This window comes from Micromonospora sp. NPDC049374 (genome assembly GCF_040677165.1).
Taxonomy (GTDB): domain Bacteria; phylum Actinomycetota; class Actinomycetes; order Mycobacteriales; family Micromonosporaceae; genus Micromonospora.
In genome coordinates this window covers 291,524-312,368 of the sequence record NZ_JBFAQH010000006.1, presented here as the reverse complement: position 1 = coordinate 312,368, position 20,845 = coordinate 291,524, and the positions used below count along the sequence as shown (strand labels likewise).

The following is a 20,845-nucleotide window of genomic DNA, read 5'->3' as shown; positions in this document are numbered from 1 at the left end:
AAGTAGCCGACACGCCGACAGTGGACCACCGCTACTGCCACAGATCCAGCGAGTCGGGCTTCCCTGGTCAGGGCAGCCGGGCCTCCAAGCGGCCGTCGACGACCCGGGTCGGCAGGACCTGCTGGTCGTTCGGGGACGGGCCGTGCACCACCTCGCCGCCGTTGAGTCGGAAGGTGCTGCCGTGCCACGGGCACACCACGCACGCGTGCCCGTCGACCTCGCGTACCTCGCCCTCGCCGAGCGGGCCGCTCTGATGCGGGCAGCGCTCCAACATGACCGTCACGTCGTCGCCGTGCCGGTAGAGGATCACCGAAACGTCGTCGACCTTGCGGGTGACGAGTTCCTGCTGCGGCAGGCTGGTCATCTCCGCCACCGGGTGCCAACCCTCGCTGATCAGATGCAGGTCGGAGACGCTCACGTTCACCTGGGCACCCTGCTTGTACGCCAGGTGTCCGCCGAGGTACGCCCCCGCACCGGCGGCGCTGAGGCCCAGCCAGCCGAGGGTGCGCCCGAGTCCGTGCCGACCGGACAGACGCGCGGCCAGTGAGGCGCCGTACAGCGCCAGCCCGACGGAGTTCGACGCGGCGTGCACCAGGCCGACCCGACGCTGGTCACGGGAGAGCCCGGCCCAGTCGTTGAGCCCGGCGACCGCCGCCGGCACGGCGCTCAGCGTGCCGACCGCGGTCAACGCGGTCGCCGCCCTCCGCTGACCGGGCATCAGGTCCAGCACGGCCGCGCTGATCCACGAGCCGACCGGCAACTGCACCATCGCCGGATGCAGCGGGTGGCCCAGCCAGACCCCGTGCAACAGGTCGCGGACCCGCTGTGGGCGCAGCACACCCTGCACCGTCTGCTGCAACCGGTCACCGAACCGGTCGAGGCCGGAGGCTTGCTCGATTTTCGTCAACAACGCTCGCACGAGTAACGACTTCCCGTCGTACGCCGCCGCAAACCGGTCGCCGGGGACGAATAGCCAGCCGGGCGACGCCGGGGCATGCTGACGGGATGACGGTACGGGTGGAACGGGACGGGCCGGTGACCACGGTGATCCTGGACCGGCCGACGGTCCGCAACGCGGTCGACGGGCCGACCGCCCGGGCGCTCGCTGACGCGTTCCGGGCCTTCGACGCGGATCCGATGGCGGCGGTGGCGGTGCTCTGGGGGGCCGGGGGCACGTTCTGCGCGGGTGCCGACCTGAAGGCGATCGGTACGCCGAGCGGAAACCGGGTCGAGTCGGACGGCGACGGTCCGATGGGCCCGACCCGGATGGTCCTGGGCAAGCCGGTGATCGCCGCGATCTCCGGGTACGCGGTGGCCGGCGGGCTGGAACTGGCGCTCTGGTGCGATCTGCGGGTCGCCGAGTCGGACGCGGTACTGGGGATCTTCTGCCGACGGTGGGGAGTGCCGCTGATCGACGGCGGGACGGTCCGGCTGCCCCGGCTGATCGGCGAGAGCCGGGCAATGGACCTGATTCTCACCGGGCGTGCGGTGCCGGCCGACGAGGCGTACGCGATGGGGTTGGTCAACCGCGTGGTCGAGCCGGGTGAGTCCCGGGCGGCGGCCGAGCAGTTGGCCGCCGAGATCGCCCGCCATCCACAGACCTGCCTGCGCAACGACCGTGCCTCGATCCTGGCCGCCGCCGCCCAACCGGAACCCCAGGCCCTGGCCACCGAACTGACCTACGGCCTGCACTCCCTCGCCACCGACGCGGCGGCCGGCGCCGCCCGCTTCACCGCCGGCGCCGGCCGCCACGGCACCCCCACCCCCTGACCCCACCCCGCCCCACCCCGCCCCGCCCCGCCCCGCCCCGCCCCCGCGATCTTGCACTTTCGGTCGCCGCTATGCGACCTATGCCCGTTATGCAGGGACGAGAAGTGCAAGATCGCGGGCGGTTGAGGAGGGTGGGCGTCGCGGCCGGAGCTAGATCAGCCTTCTGCCGCGTGCTGACGTGCCTCGTCGGGTCACTGTCCGAGGTTGCGTAGCGCGTCGGAGATCGCCCGGTGGAAGGTCGGGTAGGCGTAGATCATGTGCCGGAGCTGACTCAGCGGAACGGCCGCGTGCACGGCCACCACCAGACCGGACAGCACCTCGCCGCCGGCCGGACCGGCCGAGGTGGCCCCGACCAACACCCCCTGGTCGGCGTCGGCGACGAGCTTGATGAAGCCGAACTCGTCGGTGCGGTGGATCCAGCCCCGGGTGGACGACGACAGCCGGGTGAAGCCGACCTGCACGTTGATTCCGCGTTCGCGCGCCTGCTGCTCGGTGAGGCCGACCGCACCGATCTCCGGATCGGTGAAGGTGACCCGGGGCAGCGCCCGGTAGTCGGCGCGGGGCACCGATCCCGCCGAACCGCTCGATCCGGTGGCGGCCAACGAACTGGCCACGCCGACCGCGCCACCGACCACGCTTGCCGTACCGCTCGGGTCCGCGCCGCCCTGCGACCTCCGCATGTGGTCGAGCACGTCGGCGACCACGATGGACGCCTGATACATGGCGACGTGGGTGAAGGCACCCTCGCCGGTGACGTCGCCGACCGCCCAGATCCCGTCGGTGACGTGCAACCGGTCGTCCACCGGCAGGTACCGCCCACTCGCGTCGACGCCGACCGTGTCCAGCCCCAGCTCGTCCAGGTGGGCGCGGCGACCGGTCACCACCAGCAGCCGCTCGGCGGTGAACTCCTCGCCTCCGGTGCCGCGCAGGGTGAAGCCGGTGGCGCCGTGCTCGACCCGAGCGGCCTTGACGCCGGTGTGGATCTCCACCCCGTCGGCGCGCAACGCGGCGGCCGCCGCCTCGGACGACTCCGGCTCCTCGACGGCCAGTACCCGGTCGAGCGCCTCGACCACGGTGACCCGTACGCCGAAGCGGGCGAACACCTGAGCCAGTTCCAGCCCGATCGCCCCACCGCCCAGCACCAGCAGCGACCCCGGCAGTTCCTCGACCTCGATCGCCTCGCGGTTGGTCCAGTACGGGGTATCCGCCAGCCCGTCCACCGGTGGCACCGACGGCCGGGTACCGGTACCCAGCACGATGCCGTGGCGTGCCTGGAAGACCTGGTCACCGACCCGTACCCGGCCCGGACCGTCGATCCGGCCACTACCGCGTACGAAGCGCCCGCCCTTGCCGGTGAGCCGCTGCACCGCCACCCGGTCGTTCCAGTCGTCGGTGGCCTCCTCGCGGATCCGCTTCGCCACCGGCGCCCAGTCCGGAGCGACCTGTGCGGCACCACCGAGGCCGTCGACCCGGCGGGCCTCGGCGACCGCGTTCGCCGCCCGGATCATCATCTTGCTCGGAACGCACCCCCAGTACGGGCACTCCCCGCCGACCAGGTTGCGTTCGACGCCGACCACGGTGAGCCCGGCCTCCGCGAGCCGACCGGCCACCTCCTCCCCGCCGACTCCGAGCCCGAGCACCACCACGTCTACCAGTTCCGGCTCCGCCATGCCGCCAGCATTGCGCACCGACCCGCCCCCGGCCACCCGACCACGCCGTCCTCTGACGGATACCGGACCCGACCTGTCGGCCTGCTGGGATGCGATCGAAAAGTGACCGAAAGTAATATCTCTGGCTTGTGGAGCACGAAGCGTCCGACGGTCCGACGGGGCGTCCCCCCGAGGCACCGGCCCGTTCCCGGGATCTCGCCAGCCTGACCGCCGACATTTTCACCGCCGCCGCCGGGCTCGTCGGCGTGGTGCAGGCACTCCGCGCCGACCCGCTCTGGGCATTGTGGGTCGCGCTCGGCGCCCTTGCTCTCGCCGGCCTGCTGGCGTACCGGCTGCGGCAGCGTCGCTGGCGCGCGGCGGCGGTGAGCCTCACCGTCCTGCTGCTTCTCGGCGGGGGTGGCGCCCTGCTGGCACTGACGGGAGGTGGCGACGAACCACCGGCCGACACGCCCGCCGGTGCCGCGCCGGACGACGTGTCCCCGACCACGGCCAGCCGGCCCCCCTCCAGTGACCCGACGTCCGGCCCACGCACCGGAGATTCCGCCGAGCCAGTCGTCGATGAGGCCGGCACCGCCGTCTTCAGCGACGTGGTGCAACTCGACAAGCAGACCGGAGTCGACCTGGACGACGGTCGGGCCGAACGCAGGTACGTCCAGGACGCCACTGTTGATCTCTACCTGGACTGGGGGTACGTGCTCTACGGCAGCGCCCGGCACAGTCAGCTCCACGACGACAGCAACGCGGGGCCGGAGCAGGGGGCCCGCAACCGCTGCCGCACCTACCGAGAGGCCGGCCGGGACGGTGCCACGAGCACCTACATCGGCGGCGGCAACCAGCAGAAGTGCTTCACCACGTCGGAGGGTCGCCCAGGCTGGGTACAGGCGGTCAACAGCGTCGGCAACGGCGGGCTCCTGCTGAAGGTGACGGTCTGGGCCGACTAGCGCAGCCAGACCGGATGGTCACCGGGGGGCTCCAGCGGCGGCGGGTAGTCGAGTGTGCGGCGCAGCGCATCCGGTAGTCGCCACGGCTGGTGCACCGCCACGCCGGCCACCGACGCCAGCTCGGGCACCCACCGCCGCACGTACGCGCCGTCGGGGTCGTACCGCTCGGCCTGACGGACCGGATTGAACCCGCGCCAACCCTGCGCCCGCAACTGACGCATGCCGGCGTCCACGACCGGCAGGCCGGTGCGCCCCTCGGCCCAGGCGGTGAGGGCCTGCTCGTCGTAGCGCCAGTGCTCGGTCGCCCGGCGGCGGTAAGCCTTGCGGGGCAGGTCGGGAAAGGCGGCGGTCACCTGGTGGTAGAAGTCGCGCCAGCAGAGTTGACGGACGAACGGGGACTGCCGGTCGTCGATCGCGTTGGCCACGGTCAGCGGAGACAGGCAGCCGAAGCGCAGGTAGGGACTGAGCCGGGAGGTGGCGTCGCCGGCCATGTCGTCGTGGCGGTCGCCGTAGCGCGCGACGTCGGGCAGCCACCGCGCCAGCCGACGCCGTGCCTCGTCCTCCCCGCCGGTCACCACGTCCGGCGACTCTCCCGGCGGCAGCCCCGGGAGACGCCCGACCGGCACGCCCGCCGGCAACCTCACGGTCGCCGGTGCCGACAGTTCCTCCCGCCACGGTCGCGCGCTCCAGGCCCGGTGGTACGGACTGAACACCCGGTAGTGGTCACCGCCGCCGGGGGTCAGTTCTGCCGGTTCGACCACCGTCAGGCCGGGGAAGAACCTCAGATGCAGCCGGTGCCGGTCGCACTCGGCACGCAGGCGTCGCGCCCGGCGGGCCGCGTACCGGGAGACGTCGGCGGAGAGCGCGACACCCTCGGCGCCCACCTCGCCGGCCAACCGGATGGTCTCGGCCACCGGATCGCCGTGCCGCAGCACCAGGTCACCGCCGAGCGCGCGCAGCGCCTCGCGGAGCGCGGCGAGGCTCTGGTGCAGGAAGCGGGTGCGGTTCGGCGACCGTTCCGCGAGCGCGGGGTCCAGCACGTACAGCGGCACCACGCGGTCGAAGGCGGCGCAGCTGGTCGCCAGTGCCGGGTGGTCGTGCACCCGCAGGTCGCGGGTGAACAACACGACGGCGGTACGCCCGCTCACCGCACCGGCGGTCCGGGCACGGCGACCGGGCTGCCGGCCGGGGTCAGCAGGGCGCGGGTCGCCACCCCCAGCCGGCGCCGCTGCGGCACCGTGGCCCGGCGGGCGAAGACGTCGTAGTCCTGGGCGGCCACCTCGTCGAGGATCCCGCCGTAGAGCAGGTAGGCGGTACGGATGCAGGCCTGCGAGGCGCCGTCGAGCAGAACCACACCCGGCGCGGCGGCGAGGTAGTGCGCCTGGGCGCGGGTCACCTCGTACCGGATCAGTTCGCGCACCGGCCCGCTGGCCCGCCCGGCGGCGTGGCAGGCGAACAGGTCCTCCCGGGTCACGCCGAAAGCGGCCAGGTCCTCGTCGGGCAGGTACGTCCGCCCCCGGGCCAGGTCCTCACCGACGTCCCGGATGAAGTTGGTCAGCTGGAACGCGAAGCCGAGCTGCCGGGCGGGCTCGCGGGCCGCCGCCGGATCGGAGCTGCCCAGGATGGGCAGCATCATCGTGCCGATGACCGCCGCCGATCCCTCCATGTAGTCCAGCAGGTGCTCGTAGGTGCGGTAGGAGGTGACGGTCAGATCCATCGCCATGCTCTTGAGGAACGAGGCGAAGTCCTCCCGCTCGAGGTCGAACACGGCAATGGTGTGCAGCACCGCGGGCAGCAGCGGGTCGCTCACCGGCGCACCGTGCAGCCCGGCGACGAACCGTCCACCCCAGTCGTCCAACCGGGCCGCGCGCTCGGCCGGGGGTAGGGCGTCGGTCTGATCGACGATCTCGTCGGCGTAGCGGGTAAACCCATATAAAGCGTGCACATGCCGTCGTTTCCATGCGGGCAGCAGCCTGGTGGCGAGATAGTAGGTGCGGCCGTGACGTCTGTGCAGCTCACGACATCTGTCGTAGGCAGCGGCGAGATCCAGGTCCACCGGCCCCTCCTCTGATTCGACGCACCAATCGACGCAACTTGAGACCCTAGGGTACGCTCGGCAGCATGGCCAGCGACGGACCAACGGGTAACCTCCTTCGCGTGGTGCCTGAGCAGCCGGTCGGTGGAGACGACCCGATCGCTGCCGTACTGGCCGTCTACACGCGCGACATCGTCACGGCCGTCGACAACACGCTTGCCGAGTTCCTGACCGCCGAGGTCGACGCGCTCACCGCGATCGACCCGGCGATGGGCGGCTTCGCCGGGACCGCCCGCGACTGCGTCCTCTCCGGCGGAAAGCGGGTCCGGCCCACGTTCGCCTACTGGGGATGGCGCGGCGCGGTCGGCGGCGACACGCCGGTCGCCCCGGTGCTGCCCGCACTGGCCACCTTGGAGTTGCTGCACACCTTCGCGCTGGTGCACGACGACGTGATGGACGCCTCCGCCACCCGACGCGGCCGACCGACCGCGCACGTGGCGGTGGCCACCCAGCACGCCGCGTCGGGTCGCAACGGCGACTCCGGGCGCTTCGGCGAGGCCGTCGCCGTACTCATCGGTGATCTCTGCATGGTCTGGGCCGACCAGTTGCTGGCCCTCGCCGACCTGCCGGCCGACCGGCTGTTCCAGGTACGGCGCGGCTACGACCGGATGCGGGTGGAGACGGTCGCCGGGCAGTACCTCGACGTCCTCGGCGAGAGCGACCCGCAGAGCTGGTCGGTGGATCGGGCGCTCCGGGTGGCCCGGTACAAGACCGCCAGCTACACCGTGCAACGACCGCTGCTCTTCGGTGCCAGCCTGGCCGGCGTCGGCGGCGACAGCGCGCTGGCCGCCGCGTACACCCGTTACGGTCTCGCTGTCGGCGAGGCCTTCCAGCTCTGCGACGATCTGCTCGGTGTCTTCGGCGACCCGACCACCACCGGCAAGCCGGCCGGCGACGACCTGCGTACCGGCAAGCCGACGGCGCTGCTCGTGCTGGCCCGGGAACTGGCCACGCCGACCCAGTTGCGGACACTCGACGGTGCCGACCGCGGCGCCGACGGGCCGACGATCGCCCGGCTCGCCGAGGTCGTGGTCGACACCGGTGCCGTACGCCGGATCGAGCGGATGATCGACGAGCGGGTCGAGGACGCGCTGGCCGCGCTCGACGCGGTCGCCGTCGACGAGACCGCCCGTACCGCGCTGGTCGGCCTCGCGACCGCCGCCACCCACCGGAGGGCATGATGGGCGTCCTGCACAGAGAGCGTCGGGAAACCCCCGAGGTCTTCCGGTCTCCCAGAGAGGTGGTCATCGGTGCGGACCGTTGACGGGCGTACTGATCGGGTGGTGGTTGTCGGGGCCGGCCTCGGCGGGCTGGCCTGCGCGCTGCACCTGGCGGGCAGCGGACGCCAGGTGACCGTGCTGGAGCGCGAGGCGGTGCCAGGTGGGCGGGCCGGGCGACTCAGCGTCGACGGCTACGAGTTCGACACCGGGCCCACGGTGCTCACCATGCCGGATCTCATCGCCGAGGCGCTCGGCGCGGTCGGCGAGGAGCTGACCGACTGGCTCGACCTGGTGCCGCTCGACCCGGCCTACCGTGCCTACTATCCGGACGGTTCGACGCTTGACGTGCTCACCGACACCACCGCGATGGCGGCGGAGATCTCGCGGGTCTGCGGGCCCCGGGAGGCCGACGGCTACCTGCGGTTCGTCGACTTCGCCCGGAACCTGTGGCGCCTGGAGCGGGCCGACTTCATCGAGCGCAATCTCGACGCACCGACCGATCTACTCACCGGCAACCTGCTCAAACTCGTCACCACCGGCGCCTTCCGGCGACTGCAAACCAAGATCAACCAGTTCTTCCGGGATCCGCGTACCCGACGGATCTTCTCCTTCCAGGCGATGTACGCCGGTCTCGCCCCGCACGACGCGCTGGCCATCTACGCGGTCATCGCGTACCTCGACTCGGTGGCCGGGGTCTTCTTCCCGCGCGGCGGCATCCACGCGGTCTCCCGCGGGCTGGCCGGCGCCGCCGAGAAGCACGGCGTGCGAATCCGGTACGGCACCACCGTGACCCGGGTGGAGACCGCGAACGGCCGGGCCACCGGGGTGGTGACCGCTGACGGGGAATTCGTCCCCGCCGACGCCGTGGTGCTCAACCCCGACCTTCCGGTGGCCTACCGCGACCTGCTGCCGCCGGCCCGGCAGCGCCGGCTCACCTACTCGCCCTCGTGTGTCGTGCTGCACGTCGGTTCGACCCAGGGCTACCGGCGCATCGCCCATCACAACATCCACTTCGGCCGGGCCTGGCAGGGCACCTTCGACGAGGTCATCCGGCGCGGAAACCTGATGTCCGACCCGTCCCTGCTGGTCACCAACCCGAGCCGGACGGATCCGGCGGTGGCACCGGCCGGCCGGCACACCTACTACGTGCTGGCTCCGGTGCCGAACCTCGACCGGGCGCCGTTCGACTGGCGGGGCGACCTCACCGCCCGCTACACCGACCAGCTCGTCACCACGTTGGAGGAGCGCGGATACGTCGGCTTCGGCGCGGGCGTCGAGGTGCTGCGGGCGATCACCCCGGCGGAATGGGCCGAGCAGGGCATGGCGGCCGGTACGCCGTTCGCCTCCGCGCACACCTTGTTCCAGACGGGCCCGTTCCGACCGTCGAACCTGCACCGCTCGCTGTCCAACGTGGTGTTCGTCGGCTCGGGCACCCAGCCCGGTGTCGGCGTACCGATGGTGCTCATCTCCGGCAAGCTCGCCGCCGGTCGGATCACCGGGGAGTCTCGGTGAGCACGAGGAGCGAGGCCGCGCCGAGCCCCGCGCCCACGAACGGAGAGTGGCGCTGATGCCGCAGTCCCGGGAGAGCCACCTCGTCGAGCTGGTCGACGGCACCGGGCAGCCCGTCGGGAAGGCCACGGTGGCCGCCGCCCACCAACCGCCCGGTCAGCTGCACCGGGCGTTCTCCGTACTGCTCGTGGCACCGGATGGTCGGGTGCTGCTCCAGCGGCGCGCCGCGACGAAGACCCGCTTCCCGTTACGCTGGGCGAACTCCTGCTGCGGCCATCCCAGGCCGGGCGAGGCCCTGACCGAGGCCGCCAACCGACGGCTGGCGGAGGAACTGGGTGCCGGGCCGGTGCCGCTGAGCGAGATCGGCGTCTACGTCTACCGTGCCGAGGATCCGGCCACCGGACGGGTCGAGGTCGAGTACGACCACGTCCTGCGCGGCGAGTTCCACACCGACGGGGCACTACGCCCCGAGCCGACCGAGGTGGCGGAACTGAGCTGGGTCGAACCGACCCAGCTCGCCGCCGCGCTCCGCCACGACCCCGACGCCTACGCGCCATGGCTGGGTGGCGTACTGGATCGGCTGCTGAAACCCTCCGAACCGCCCGGGCAGCCGGCCGACGACGCGCCGGAGCGGCCGGGTGGCCGATGAGGCGCTGAGCGCGGGCGCGGTCGCCCAGCGCCTGGGGGTCGCGGTGACCACCCTGCGCACCTGGCACCAGCGGTACGGTCTCGGGCCGAGCGAGCACATTCCGGGCCACCACCGGCGCTATACACCAGCGGATCTGGCTCGGCTCGAAGTGATGCGACGGCTCACCGCCGAAGGGGTGAGTCCTGCCGAGGCGGCCCGGTGGGCCCGTCAGGCACCCGACGCCCTCGCGTCTGCCGGCATTTCCCGCCCCGTGGGCAGGCGACGGGACGGCGGCGGTACGACCATCCCGGTCGGCCGGGCCGGACCGGCCGCCCGGGGGCTGGCCCGCGCCGCGATGCGACTGGACGCCGCGGCGATCAGTGAGACGATCTCCCACACCATCGCCGCCGACGGCGTGGTCGCGACCTGGGACCGGCTGCTGCGCCCGCTGCTCGTCGGTATCGGCGAGCGGCACGCCACCACCGGCCTGCTGATCGAGGTCGAGCACCTGGTGTCCCGCTGCGTCTCGGCGGCGTTGGGCGCGGTGGCGTCCGCCGGCCCCGCTCCCGGGCCATCGCGCGTCCTGCTCTCCTGCGCCGACGAGGAGCAGCACAGCCTGCCGCTGGAGGCGCTCGCCGCAGCGTTGGCCGAGGCCGGCGTCGGCTACCGGATGCTCGGTGCCCGGGTGCCGACGACGGCACTGCTCGCCGCGGTCGACCGGACCGGTCCGGCCGCCGTGGTGCTCTGGTCACAGACTCGGGCCACCGCCGACCCGGCCCAACTCACCGCCCTGCTCACCGCGCCGAACCGGCCGATGCTGGTGCTCGCGGCCGGGCCGGGCTGGCCGGCCCGGGCCCTGCCCGCCGGGGTGGTCCGCCCGACCGACCTGACCGAGGCGGTCTCTCTCACCGTTGCGGTGCACGATTCGCTGAACCGTCCGGCCGCCTCCTGACCGCCGTGGGTCCACCCGAATCCCGGTGAACTAGCGTCGGGGGGTCCGCGTACCCCGAACCCCTTCTCGGGAGCGAACGATGCGTCGCCGTGCCCTGCTGGTTTTCCTGGTCGTCCTGCTCGTCGCCGGTTGCGGCGGCGGTAGCGGCAGCCCGGAGGCCACCGCCCCGTCCAGCCCGCCACCCTCAGCCGCCCTTCCGCCGGAGCCGGCCCCGTCGCCGACCCGTACCGTGCCGCCGAAGCCACGGCTACGACCGCTGCCGGTGAAGCTGCCGGCCGGACTGGTCCGCACCACCGGCACCAAGAAGGTGGCCCTCACCTTCGACGACGGTCCGGACCCGGCCTGGACGCCGAAGGTGCTCGACCGGCTGAAGGCAGCCAAGGTCACCGCCACCTTCTGCGTGGTGGGTACGCAGGTCCGCAAGCATCCGGGCCTGCTGCGGCGGATCGTCCGGGAGGGGCACCAGCTCTGCAACCACAGCTGGAACCACGATCTGGATCTGGCCCGTCGGCCGGTCTCCGAGATCCGCGCCGACCTGGTACGCACCAACCGGGAGATCCGGCGGGCGGTGCCGGACGCGAAGGTGCCGTTCTACCGGCAGCCCGGTGGCCGGTGGACCGCCGAGGTGGTGAAGGTCGCCAAGCAGCTGGACATGCGTTCGTTGCACTGGTCAGTCGACCCGCAGGACTGGGCCAAGCCGACCGCGGCCACCATCGAGAAGCGGGTGAAGCGGTCGGCCCGTCCCGGTGCCGTGGTCCTGCTGCACGACGGGGGCGGTAACCGCTCGGCCACCCTCGCGGCCTGCGCGAAGTTGATCGCCGGCCTGAAGCGCGACCACGGCGTCACCAGGCTCACCTAGACCCGCTTCGAGCTGGCGTTTTTCGGGCCGTTGTGGCTGCCGCCATACCGGTTTGGTCGACCGGTACGCCATCACGTATGCTTTCGAAGCCTCCGGCGGGGCCGGATGGGAGCAAGTCCGCTCAACGTTGCGAGTGTGCAATGATGGCGGGGCCGCCCTCATCGTCTAGCGGCCCAGGACGCCGCCCTTTCAAGGCGGTAGCACGGGTTCGAATCCCGTTGGGGGCACGGTTCGGCTCAGGCCGGAGGCAACACCAGCAAGGTCCTGTGGAGCAGTTGGAGTGCTCGCCGCCCTGTCAAGGCGGAGGTCGCGGGTTCAAGTCCCGTCAGGACCGCAAGCGCTGACGCCGCGCACCTTGCGCGGCGTTCTGCGTATCGGCGCATGTGACCCGTCCCAGCGGCGATCCCGCAGGTTGGGTAGCATGAGCCGAGCACCACGGCCAGGTAGCTCAGTTGGTACGAGCGTCCGACTGAAAATCGGAAGGTCGGCGGTTCGACCCCGCCCCTGGCCACATAGCCTTTCGCCGGGCTATTGCAACGCCGACCAGCGGAAACGCCGGTCGGCGTTCTGCTTTGTGCCCTCCGCTGGTTGATCTCAGCGCCTGAGCAGGACGAACCATCCCATCGCGCCCATAATCAGAAGCAGTGCCAGTGCGAACAGAGCCCGTCCGAGCACGACGGGCACGGGGGCGAGCAGCGGCACCTGCTGGACGAGCAGGCTCGCACCGAGCAGCGCGAGGACGCCACCCCGACGGAGCGGCTCGGACCGCTGGCTCTCGGTCAGCCGCGCAACCCGCACCCAGACAATGGGGAACCGTCGCGTCACCGCGACCCGCACGCCGAGGACGACCACGACAAGGCTGAGGAGCACACTGACGGTACGCAGGGCGACCCACACCGGGTCCGGATGATCGATCGTCACACGACCAATCATTCAAGTGAGGTCAATACCCGGCTCCGAAGCTACGAACGACCCCGGCCGCCACCCGCACGGCCGCCGTCCCGACAGCGGGCGGCAAGCCCGCGCCGGTCCGACCGGGCTCGCGGCAGCGGCCTGCGCCGCCTGATGCGTCCTGCCGGTCCTGCTGGCCGTCGGGATCATCGGCGGTGCGGGATGGGCGGCGGCCAACCGCTTCCTGCTGGACCTGCTGCGCTCGGCGGAACTGCTGCTGGCGGCCACGGGCGAGGCGGTCGCCCTCTGTCCGGTGTACGGCGACCCGGCGCCCGGAAGCGCGCCGAACCGCCCGCCGGCAGAGGCGCAGGCGTGAGCACGTCGGCACTGGCCCCCGACCGGCGGGCGGTGCTGTCCCGACGCAGCCTGTGGCTGGCCTACGCCACCGCCGGCTACAACCTGCTGGAGGGCCTGGTGGCCATCGCCGCCGGCGCGGCCGCCTCCTCCACTGCGCTGATCGGCTTCGGCCTGGACTCGTTCGTCGAGGTCTCCAGCGCTGCGGTGTTGATCTGGCAGTTTCGCTCCCGGGTGCCCGAGGATCGCGAGCGGCTGGCGCTGCGGCTGATCGGCCTGTCCTTCTTCGCCCTGGCCGCGTGGGTGAGCTTCGACGCAGGCCGCTCGCTGCTGGGCGGCGGAGAGGCGGACGCCAGCCCGGTCGGGATCGGCTTGGCCGTCGCCTCGCTGATCGTCATGCCGTTGCTCGTCGCCGCCAAGCGTCGCACTGGCCGCGAACTCGGCTCCGCCACGGTCATGGCCGACTCCACCCAGACGTTGCTGTGCACGTACCTGTCCGCGGTGCTGCTCGTCGGTCTGCTCCTCAACGCCCTGTGGGGCTGGTCCTGGGCGGACCCGATCGCCGGGCTCGTCATCGCCGGGGTCGCCGTGAGGGAAGGCGTGCAGGCGTGGCGCGGCGAGCACTGCGACGACTGCGCACCCGTTGCGGTCGCCGACATCACCGCCGGCCCGGCCTCGGGCTGCTCAGACAACTGCTGCACCAACCGGAAGGCGTGACGACATGGCCCGGCTCGCACGGCTGCTCTACCTGCTCGGCCTGCTGCTCGCGTTCGGCTGGCGCACGCTCGCGCAGTGGCGCCGCACCGGAGACACCGGCCTGCGTCTCGATGCCGGCCCGCCCGGCACGCTGCGATGGTGGGCCGAGTTGCTGTTCGTCGCCGCCCTCGTACTCGGCCTCGCCGGCCCGGCCGCCGCTCTCGCCGGCCTGCCTCCGCTGCCCGGTCTGGACCACCGACCGCTGCACCTCGCAGGCTTCGTCGTGACCGTCGCCGGTATCGGCGCGACGCTCGCCGCCCAACTCGCCATGGGCGCCTCGTGGCGCATCGGAGTCGATCCGTCCGAACGCACCGAGTTGGTGACCGGAGGGGCGTTCTACCGCCGCTACGCGAGACGGGTCGGGCGTTTCCTGCCCGGCCTCGGTCGACTGGCCGGCTGACACAGACCTCTCCACCACCCGGCTCGGATCGCTCATCCGAAGTGGCGGCACCGCCGCGCTGCTGGCCGCCGGCCGGTCATCGATCCTGCTGTCGGTGCTGCGTCACACCGCTCTGGATCGCCTCCCAGACGCTACGACCGGCCTGTAGCAGGGTCTCTCCCGCCTGCTCGGCCAGCTGCCGCGTGCCGGACGTTCCACCGGGACCGGGTGGGCCGTGCTCCGGCGGCGCAGTCTCATCGTCTCCCCGGCCAGCCTGCCGACCTTCCCCCCGAGCCTGGCCCTGGTCCCGACCCTGATCCGGCTTCCGCTCCCGACCCCGGCTCTGGTCACGGTCGTCCGGCTCGCGTCCGGCGGTCCGGTCGGCGACCGCCCCGACGGCACCCACCTGCTGCCCCAACTCGTCGGTCGCCCCGCCCGGCTGCCCATCCACCGGCCCCGCGCCGCCGGCTGCCCGGCTCGACGGGCCGGCGACCTCTTCCGGCCCACCGACGGGCCGACCAGACCGGGTGGGCGGTTGAGTCGCCGGACCAGCGAACCGGACAGCTGCCGGATCCACCGGTCTGGTCCGCCCCAGGGCGGGGTCGGGCCGTCCGGCGGCCTGCCCGGCGGCGGGTCCGACGGTGGCAGCCAACTGCTCGCTCGCGCTGGCGGCCTCGCCCGCCGCCCGGTTCACGTCCTCCAACACCGCGTTCGCAGTATTGGCCAACACATCGATGACCTGCGGGTTCCGGTCGATGGTGGTCAGCGCGCGGTCGAGAATCGTCACCAGCTTCTCCAGGCGCACCTTGAGCAGGGCCTGCGCCTCCACGCCCTCGATGTCGAGTTCGACGCCCTCGACGTGTACCCGGACACCGGCGTCGAGCTGGAGCAGACCGGCGAGCCGGGCGCGCAGGGACAGGTCGGCGTCCAGCCGGTCCACAGAGAGCTGGATCGAGTTGACCGAGACCTTCGGGACGTCGAGCAGCACGTCCGGTTCCGGCCCACCGCCACCGGCCGGGCCGGTCGGCTGCCCGGCACTGGACACCGAGGGCTCTTCGCTGTCTGTCATGTCCCGCTCCGCTCCACCGTCGCGGACCGCCCGGCGACGTCCCGCCGCGCATACCCGCTCTGCGGACGGCCATCCCGGTGAGGAGGCGTATCAGCAGGACATGATCGGATCGAATCGACGAGTACAACGATCATCAGGCGGGACGGACATCGGGGGAAGCTGCGCACCGGGGCATGAGCCGGTATGGTCCGGGCCTATGGGACAGGGGATGGCCGATCCTTCCGACATCCAGCAGGACCTTGAGCGGTTCGCGCTCCGCAACACCCTGTTCGTGCCCGCCTCCGCCGAGCGAGCGTACGAGGTTTTCACCGGCCGGCTCGCCGACTGGTGGGTGATGGAGTACACCTGGTCGGGCCCCGCCCTCCTGGCCGAACTGGGTATGGAGCCCCGCCCCGGTGGGATGCTCTACGAGGTCGGGCCCTACGGATTCCGCAACGACTGGGGGCGGGTGCTGACCTGGGATCCACCCCGCCGTCTGGTGTTCACCTGGCAGATCGGTGCGGATCGCGCACCGGTGCCCGATCCGGCGCGGGCCAGCGAGGTCGAGGTGCTCTTCACTCCCGCCGAATCCGGCACCCTCATCGAGGTGACGCACCGGCACTTCGACCGGCACGGCACGGCTGCCGAGGGTTACCGAAAAGCCCTGACCGCCGGTTGGCACGAGTTGCTCTCCCGTTACGCGACGGCGCTGATCCACTCGCCGGCATGAGCGCCGTGCCGGGCGCGATGACCGACGCGAACGGTCAGTCGGCCCGATGCCGCAGCGTCGCCACCGTCGAGCCGGCCAGGGTGAGCAGGCACTCCGGCAGCAGCCCGTCGGCGGCCGCCGCGCCGAACAGCGCCCGGGCGGTGTCGAGGTCGGCGTTGGCGTACGCGCTGACGAAGCGGGCCACCCATCGGGCGTCGTACCCGGCCTGGTCGATACCCGGGAAGTCGAGCGCGCAGGCCCCGGGCGGCACCGGATCCCCGACCATCGTCGCGGCCAGGCACCACGCCACGTCGTACGCGCCGGTCAGGCCGGCCCGGTCGACCACCGCGTCGAAGGTCCCCACCACCGCCTCGGAGTCCCCGTCGAGGGCCGAGCTGAGGATGGCGGCGGCATCCTCGAACATCTGCTGTGGCGAGTCGGTCACGGACCGCACAGTACGGGTAGCGGTCAAGGAACCCGCCGCGATTACTCTCCGCACATGGTGGAGGCGACCTGCGGATAGACCTGCCTCCACGGTCCCGCCGCCCGTCACGGCACGCTAGTCTGCGCAGCGGACCTTCGCCCGAGGAAGGACGACCATGCACATGTCGCGCGGCTCGCGGACGGCCATCCTGGCTGTCTGCGCCACGGTCCTGCTCACCACCAGTGCCTGCGGGGAAGACCAGCCCGAGGAGGCGACCACCCAACAGGTGCGCCTCTACGGCACGGACGGCAACATGCTCAACTCGTACCCGGAGGAGTTGCAGGATCGCGCCGGCCTGGTCGACGGGATGAAGGGCACCACCCCGCTCACGCCGCTGCCGGACGACTTCAAGAACCGGCTACGGTCCGTGGACCCGAGGCTTACCGACTTCCTCTACGCCGCCGAGGCGTACGACGCGGTGGTGATCAGCGCACTCGCGGCGCAGCTCGCCGGCTCGACCGACTCCGCGGCCATCGCCAAGCAGATCGTGGGCGTCACGAACGACGGCGCGGGCTGCACCTCGGTGGGTCAGTGCCTGCGGCTGGCCCGCCAGGGCACCGACATCGAGTACCGCAGCGTGTCGATCACCCGGGCCGGCTTCACTGACGCGGGCGAGCCGGCCACCGCCAGCTACGCCACCCTGCACTTCGACGGTCAGCAGCTCAACGACGCCAAGACGGAGTTCGTCGGCGCCGGTGACGAGTCGACGGCCAGCAGGAAGGCGCCGCCGAAGGGCAAGCGGCAGAACGGTACCTTCCCCGACCCGGAGAGCGGAGCCCCGCTGGTTCTGGGCGGTCTGCTGCCCAAGACCGGTGACCTGGCAATCGCCAACCCGCCGATCGCGGCTGGTGCGGCGCTCGCGCTCAAGGAGATCAACGCGGCCGGCGGGGTGCTCGGCGAGGACGTGGTGTGGATCGACGGCGACGACGGCACCAGCCCGGCCGTGGCGAAGGCGACCGTGGCGAGCCACATCGACGCCGGCGTGCATGTGATCATCGGTGCCGGCGGCTCGGGCATCTCCGCGGCCGTGCTGCCCGACGTGGTGGACGCCGGCCTGATCCTGTTCTCGCCGTCGAACACGGCGGCGGACCTGACCGAGGCCGACGACAAGGGTCTCTACTTCCGCACCGCTCCGCCGGACAGTCTCCAGGGGCGGGCGCTGGCCGACGTAATCCTCCGGGACGGCCCACAGAAGATCGCCATCGTGGCGCGTGAGGACTCCTACGGCAAGGGGCTCCGGGAAGTCGTGCGGGCCGAGCTGGAGCGGGCCGGATTCGGCGGCGACAAGGTGAAGCTGCTCGGCTACGAGCCCGGGGAGGACGCCGAGGCCGCCCCGATCAACTTCGGTGCGGGCGCCAAGCAGATCAAGGAGTTCGGGGCCGACGCGGTGCTGATCATCGGCTTCAGCGAGTCCGCCGCGGTGATCCGGGCGCTCGCCGACGCCGACGTACCGCTGGCCGCGCTGGCCTCCTGATCCGGCAGACGCCGACGGCCGCACCGCGCACGGTGCGGCCGTCGCTGTTTCCGGGCCTCCTAGCGCCCGCGCCGCCGTTCGAGGAACTCGGTCATCCGGCGCTGCTTCTCCTCGTCGGTGAAGAGCACCGCCTGGCTGACCAGGTCCAGCTGTGGATGCGCGGCGGCCGGGGCGTCGACGGCGAGCTTGGTCAACCGCAACGCCAACGCCGAACCCTTGGCCATCTCGTCGATCAGCCCGTGTGCCGCCGGCAGCAGTTCCTCCGGCGTGGCCACCACCCGGTTCACCAGGCCGATTCGCAGCGCCTCCGCCGCGTCCACCCGTCGGCCGGTGAACAACAGCTCCTTGGCCAGTGCCTCACCCACCAGCGCCGGCAGCCGGTGGGTGGCACCGGCACCGGCCAGGATGCCGAGCCGCACCTCCGGCTGGCCGAAGACCGCCCGCGCCGAGCAGACCCGCAGATCGCAGGCGTACGCCAGTTCCGCACCGCCGCCGAGGGCCGGCCCGTCGATCGCCGCCACGGTCGGCATCGGCAGTGCCCGGATCCGGGCGAAGGCCGCCGAGTTGATCGCGGCAAGTGCGTCCAACCGGCCGCGCTCGCGGAGCTGGGCGATGTCCGCGCCGCCGGCGAAGATCCCGTCGGTGCCGCCGGTCAACAGCAGCATCCGGGGGCGTGCCTCCAACTCGGCGCAGACCTCGTGCAGGGCCGTGATCAGGTCGACGTCGATGGCGTTGCGCTTCTCCGGCCGGTCCAGCGTCACCACCAGCCGGTCCGGCTGTTCCTCGACCCGCAGTCCGCTGCTCATCGCGCCGCCTCCGGCGACGGTCCCGCACCGTCCGGGACCGGTCCCGCCGAAGCGCCGCCAGCGGCCTCGAGAGGCTCGCTGCCGCCCGAGCGCACCCCGTCGGTCCACCGGTAGAAGCCCTGCCCGGACTTCTTGCCCAGCCGGCCAGCGGCGACCAGTTCCACAAGCAGCGGCGGCGGGGCGAACCGGTCACCGTACGCGGCCTGCAACGTCCGCGCGATGTCCAGGCGCACGTCCAGACCGACCAGGTCGGTCAGCTCCAGCGGCCCCACCGGGTGCCGGTAGCCGAGCACCATCGCCTTGTCGATGTCGGCGGGACTGGCGACCCCGTCGGCGACCATCCGGATCGCCTCCAACCCGAGGGTCACGCCGAGCCGTGACGTGGCGAAGCCCGGCATGTCGCGTACCACGACGGGGTCCTTGCCCAGCCGGCCGGCGAGCGCGACGGCCGCGTCCGTGGTCTCCGGGGAGGTGGCCGGCCCGACCACGATCTCCAGCAGCGCCATCGCCCAGACCGGGTTGAAGAAGTGCAGCCCGCAGAAGCGCGCCGGCCGGTTCAGCTCCGCCGCAAGGTCGGTGATCGGAATGCTGGAGGTGTTGCTGCCCAGCAGCGCCGGGCGCAGCGCCTCCGCCTCGGCGAGCACGGCCCGCTTGAGGTCGGCCCGTTCCGGTACCGCCTCCACGATCACGTCCGGTGCCGGTGCGACCTCGGCGAGCCCTGCCCGCAGGGTGATCCGTGCCCGGTCGGCGGCGGCCTGCTCGGCGCTGAGTCTGCCCCGCCGCACGGCCCGCTCCCCGAGTTCGGCGATCCGCCGCACCGCCGCGGCACCGCGCTCCCGGTCCACCTCGACCAACTCCACGGCGTGACCGCTGCCAGCCGCCACGTACGCGATGCCGAGACCCATCGTGCCGGCACCCACCACCACGAACCGTTCCGTCATCGCGACACCACCGCACAGTGAGAATGGGTCCCTGGCTCAACCCTGCGGCGCGCGGGGTCTCCGCCACGCCGGGTGTCAGCCCGTACGCTCCGCTCAGTCATGCTGCGACCCTATGCAGCGCCGGCCCCGGTCCCATGCGTGGGGGCGGGCGAGATCGGGTACAGACCGCCGACAACCGAGGGAAGGACGAGCAGATGAGCCAGGCACCGGAGACCGTGGACGGCGCGGGCGCCGAAGGGACCGTCGAGACGCGCGGCGACGAGCGCGTCGAGCTGCTGCGTGCCGACACCAACAACGACGGCCGGACCGACGTGTGGGTGGTCGACACCGACGGCGACGGCAAGGCCGACCTGTTCCAGTTCGACACCGACGGTGACGGCAAGGTGGACGTCACGATGGTCGACATCGACGAGGACGGCCAGCCCGACGAGGTGGTCGACGGCGACGGCGGGCTCCCCCCGGAGCAGCTACCGCCGACCGTCCAGGTCTGAGGTGTGCGGAAGGGGCCCTGTCGACACCTCCGGTGGAGCAGGGGCCCTTCTCAACACTCCCGCTGTGCGCTGTCGCCGGTTCAGCGGGTCAGTTGCAGGGTGGCGAGGTAGTACGGAGCGTCGCGGTTGTCCACGTCGACCAACTGCCAGGGGGAGCCGTGCACCAGCCCGGCGAGTTCCTCGGGCGAACAGACCAGGTAGTCGAACCAGGGCGTACCCAGCTCCCGGTAGCGCAGTCGCAGCCGCAGCTGCCCACCCAGGCGGCCCCGCCGCCGATTGTTCTCGTGGTACGTGGTGTGCACCGGATCCCTGGTGCCGTACGGGTCGGTGCCGTGGGCGATCACCTGCGCGCCGGGACGGGCCAGTGCCGCCAGCGCGGCGAGGAAGACCGGAGCCCGTTCCCGTCCCTCCATCAGGCCGAGGTTGTTGCCGAGCAGCAGGAACGTGTCATACCGACGCCCGTTCGCGGCGTGCTCGTCGACGGTGGCGTGCACCAGGTCGCGTACGCCCCGGCGGCGGCACACCTGCAACGCGCCGGCTGAGGTGTCCAGCCCGGTGACCGGTACGCCCCGCTCCTGCAACAGCAGCGCGATCCGTCCGCCGCCGACACCGATGTCCAGCGTCGCGCCGCGTACCCGGTCGACCGCCCGGTGGTCGTGCGGCTGCCAGTCCTGCGGTCCGTCGAGATAGTGGGCGGCCGGTGCGCCGTTTACCAACCCGTCGTCCCGCTCGATGATCTCGATGACCGGGCGGGGCAGGCGCCCACCGGCCAGCGGCCGGGGACCGATGCCGGTCGCCACGGCCAGCGCGTCGCGCAGCAGTTCCCCGAAGACGTCACCGATCCGTGGCTCCCCCGTCACATCCTTCA

General features: G+C 72.2%; 22 protein-coding genes and 3 tRNA genes. 15 read left to right on the top strand and 10 right to left on the bottom strand.

Annotation, left to right across the window (positions count from 1 at the left end; all coding sequences use genetic code 11):
• Window positions 1–67 precede the first annotated feature (67 nt).
• Window positions 68–919 carry a Rieske (2Fe-2S) protein gene (locus tag AB0J93_RS13430; protein WP_363921404.1) on the bottom strand — a complete coding sequence of 284 codons (852 nt, stop codon included), beginning with the start codon at window positions 917–919 and terminating at the stop codon, window positions 68–70.
• An 86-nt stretch (window positions 920–1,005) separates the two neighbouring features.
• Between AB0J93_RS13430 and AB0J93_RS13425 the strand changes: the two genes are divergently transcribed.
• Window positions 1,006–1,770: a crotonase/enoyl-CoA hydratase family protein gene (locus AB0J93_RS13425; protein WP_363921402.1), complete on the top strand. Its 765-nt coding sequence runs from the start codon at window positions 1,006–1,008 to the stop codon at window positions 1,768–1,770.
• A gap of 191 nt (window positions 1,771–1,961) precedes the next feature.
• Here AB0J93_RS13425 and AB0J93_RS13420 read toward each other — a convergent pair whose 3' ends face one another.
• On the bottom strand, window positions 1,962–3,440 hold the full coding sequence (locus AB0J93_RS13420) for an FAD-dependent oxidoreductase (RefSeq protein WP_363921400.1): 1,479 nt from the start codon (window positions 3,438–3,440) through the stop codon (window positions 1,962–1,964).
• Window positions 3,441–3,568: 128 nt separating this feature from the next.
• On the opposite strand from AB0J93_RS13420, the gene AB0J93_RS13415 reads away from it, so the two are divergent.
• On the top strand, window positions 3,569–4,381 hold the full coding sequence (locus AB0J93_RS13415) for a hypothetical protein (protein WP_363921398.1): 813 nt from the start codon (window positions 3,569–3,571) through the stop codon (window positions 4,379–4,381).
• Here the strand turns inward: AB0J93_RS13415 and AB0J93_RS13410 are convergent.
• Window positions 4,378–5,529: a deoxyribodipyrimidine photo-lyase gene (locus tag AB0J93_RS13410; protein WP_363921396.1), complete on the bottom strand. Its 1,152-nt coding sequence runs from the start codon at window positions 5,527–5,529 to the stop codon at window positions 4,378–4,380. The two genes, AB0J93_RS13415 and AB0J93_RS13410, sit on opposite strands and share 4 nt — an antisense overlap.
• Window positions 5,526–6,437, bottom strand: a complete 912-nt coding sequence (locus tag AB0J93_RS13405; RefSeq protein ID WP_363921394.1) for a phytoene/squalene synthase family protein — start codon at window positions 6,435–6,437, stop codon at window positions 5,526–5,528. Before AB0J93_RS13405 ends, AB0J93_RS13410 begins: the two co-directional genes overlap by 4 nt.
• A 65-nt stretch (window positions 6,438–6,502) precedes the next feature.
• Between AB0J93_RS13405 and AB0J93_RS13400 the strand changes: the two genes are divergently transcribed.
• From AB0J93_RS13400 to AB0J93_RS13365, 8 genes are all read left to right on the top strand, one after another.
• Window positions 6,503–7,657, top strand: a complete 1,155-nt coding sequence (locus AB0J93_RS13400; protein WP_363921392.1) for a polyprenyl synthetase family protein — start codon at window positions 6,503–6,505, stop codon at window positions 7,655–7,657.
• Between the two features lie 69 nt (window positions 7,658–7,726).
• Window positions 7,727–9,208, top strand: a complete 1,482-nt coding sequence (crtI, locus tag AB0J93_RS13395) for a phytoene desaturase family protein (RefSeq protein WP_363921390.1) — start codon at window positions 7,727–7,729, stop codon at window positions 9,206–9,208.
• Window positions 9,209–9,263: 55 nt separating this feature from the next.
• Window positions 9,264–9,854, top strand: coding sequence for an isopentenyl-diphosphate Delta-isomerase (idi, locus tag AB0J93_RS13390; RefSeq protein ID WP_363921388.1), 591 nt, complete (start codon window positions 9,264–9,266; stop codon window positions 9,852–9,854).
• A complete protein-coding gene (locus tag AB0J93_RS13385; protein ID WP_363921386.1) occupies window positions 9,844–10,785 on the top strand; it encodes a MerR family transcriptional regulator in 942 nt (313 codons plus the stop codon). The genes idi and AB0J93_RS13385 overlap by 11 nt, the downstream gene beginning before the upstream one ends.
• A 79-nt stretch (window positions 10,786–10,864) precedes the next feature.
• Window positions 10,865–11,644: a polysaccharide deacetylase family protein gene (locus AB0J93_RS13380; protein WP_363921384.1), complete on the top strand. Its 780-nt coding sequence runs from the start codon at window positions 10,865–10,867 to the stop codon at window positions 11,642–11,644.
• A 154-nt stretch (window positions 11,645–11,798) separates the two neighbouring features.
• Window positions 11,799–11,871 (top strand) — tRNA-Glu (locus AB0J93_RS13375).
• 33 nt (window positions 11,872–11,904) lie between these two features.
• A tRNA-Asp gene (locus AB0J93_RS13370) sits at window positions 11,905–11,978 on the top strand.
• Between the two features lie 103 nt (window positions 11,979–12,081).
• Window positions 12,082–12,155: transfer RNA gene (locus AB0J93_RS13365), tRNA-Phe, on the top strand.
• Between the two features lie 83 nt (window positions 12,156–12,238).
• On the opposite strand, the gene AB0J93_RS13360 is transcribed toward AB0J93_RS13365, so the two are convergent.
• Complete coding sequence (locus AB0J93_RS13360) at window positions 12,239–12,565, bottom strand: hypothetical protein (protein WP_363921382.1); 327 nt, start codon at window positions 12,563–12,565, stop codon at window positions 12,239–12,241.
• Between the two features lie 342 nt (window positions 12,566–12,907).
• Between AB0J93_RS13360 and AB0J93_RS13355 the strand changes: the two genes are divergently transcribed.
• Both AB0J93_RS13355 and AB0J93_RS13350 read left to right on the top strand, forming a co-directional pair.
• Complete coding sequence (locus AB0J93_RS13355) at window positions 12,908–13,606, top strand: cation transporter (RefSeq protein ID WP_363921380.1); 699 nt, start codon at window positions 12,908–12,910, stop codon at window positions 13,604–13,606.
• A gap of 4 nt (window positions 13,607–13,610) precedes the next feature.
• Window positions 13,611–14,045: a hypothetical protein gene (locus AB0J93_RS13350; RefSeq protein ID WP_363921378.1), complete on the top strand. Its 435-nt coding sequence runs from the start codon at window positions 13,611–13,613 to the stop codon at window positions 14,043–14,045.
• A 76-nt stretch (window positions 14,046–14,121) separates the two neighbouring features.
• Here AB0J93_RS13350 and AB0J93_RS13345 read toward each other — a convergent pair whose 3' ends face one another.
• Window positions 14,122–15,093, bottom strand: coding sequence for a hypothetical protein (locus AB0J93_RS13345; RefSeq protein ID WP_363921376.1), 972 nt, complete (start codon window positions 15,091–15,093; stop codon window positions 14,122–14,124).
• A gap of 196 nt (window positions 15,094–15,289) precedes the next feature.
• On the opposite strand from AB0J93_RS13345, the gene AB0J93_RS13340 reads away from it, so the two are divergent.
• The gene (locus AB0J93_RS13340) at window positions 15,290–15,802 is read left to right on the top strand and encodes an SRPBCC family protein (protein WP_363921374.1); all 513 of its coding nucleotides are present in this window, start codon (window positions 15,290–15,292) and stop codon (window positions 15,800–15,802) included.
• A gap of 34 nt (window positions 15,803–15,836) precedes the next feature.
• Here AB0J93_RS13340 and AB0J93_RS13335 read toward each other — a convergent pair whose 3' ends face one another.
• A complete protein-coding gene (locus AB0J93_RS13335) occupies window positions 15,837–16,226 on the bottom strand; it encodes a hypothetical protein (protein WP_363921372.1) in 390 nt (129 codons plus the stop codon).
• Window positions 16,227–16,380: 154 nt separating this feature from the next.
• Here AB0J93_RS13335 and AB0J93_RS13330 point away from each other — a divergent pair, with 154 nt between their 5' ends.
• Entirely contained in the window at window positions 16,381–17,739 is a 1,359-nt protein-coding gene (locus AB0J93_RS13330) for an ABC transporter substrate-binding protein (RefSeq protein ID WP_363921370.1), read from the top strand.
• 59 nt (window positions 17,740–17,798) lie between these two features.
• Here AB0J93_RS13330 and AB0J93_RS13325 read toward each other — a convergent pair whose 3' ends face one another.
• Both AB0J93_RS13325 and AB0J93_RS13320 read right to left on the bottom strand, forming a co-directional pair.
• Window positions 17,799–18,545, bottom strand: coding sequence for an enoyl-CoA hydratase/isomerase family protein (locus tag AB0J93_RS13325; protein ID WP_363921368.1), 747 nt, complete (start codon window positions 18,543–18,545; stop codon window positions 17,799–17,801).
• Window positions 18,542–19,486: a 3-hydroxyacyl-CoA dehydrogenase family protein gene (locus AB0J93_RS13320; protein ID WP_363921366.1), complete on the bottom strand. Its 945-nt coding sequence runs from the start codon at window positions 19,484–19,486 to the stop codon at window positions 18,542–18,544. The genes AB0J93_RS13325 and AB0J93_RS13320 overlap by 4 nt, the downstream gene beginning before the upstream one ends.
• 194 nt (window positions 19,487–19,680) lie before the next feature.
• On the opposite strand from AB0J93_RS13320, the gene AB0J93_RS13315 reads away from it, so the two are divergent.
• Window positions 19,681–19,977, top strand: coding sequence for a hypothetical protein (locus tag AB0J93_RS13315; RefSeq protein WP_363921364.1), 297 nt, complete (start codon window positions 19,681–19,683; stop codon window positions 19,975–19,977).
• A gap of 80 nt (window positions 19,978–20,057) precedes the next feature.
• On the opposite strand, the gene AB0J93_RS13310 is transcribed toward AB0J93_RS13315, so the two are convergent.
• Entirely contained in the window at window positions 20,058–20,837 is a 780-nt protein-coding gene (locus tag AB0J93_RS13310) for a methyltransferase domain-containing protein (protein WP_363921362.1), read from the bottom strand.
• Window positions 20,838–20,845: the final 8 nt, after the last annotated feature.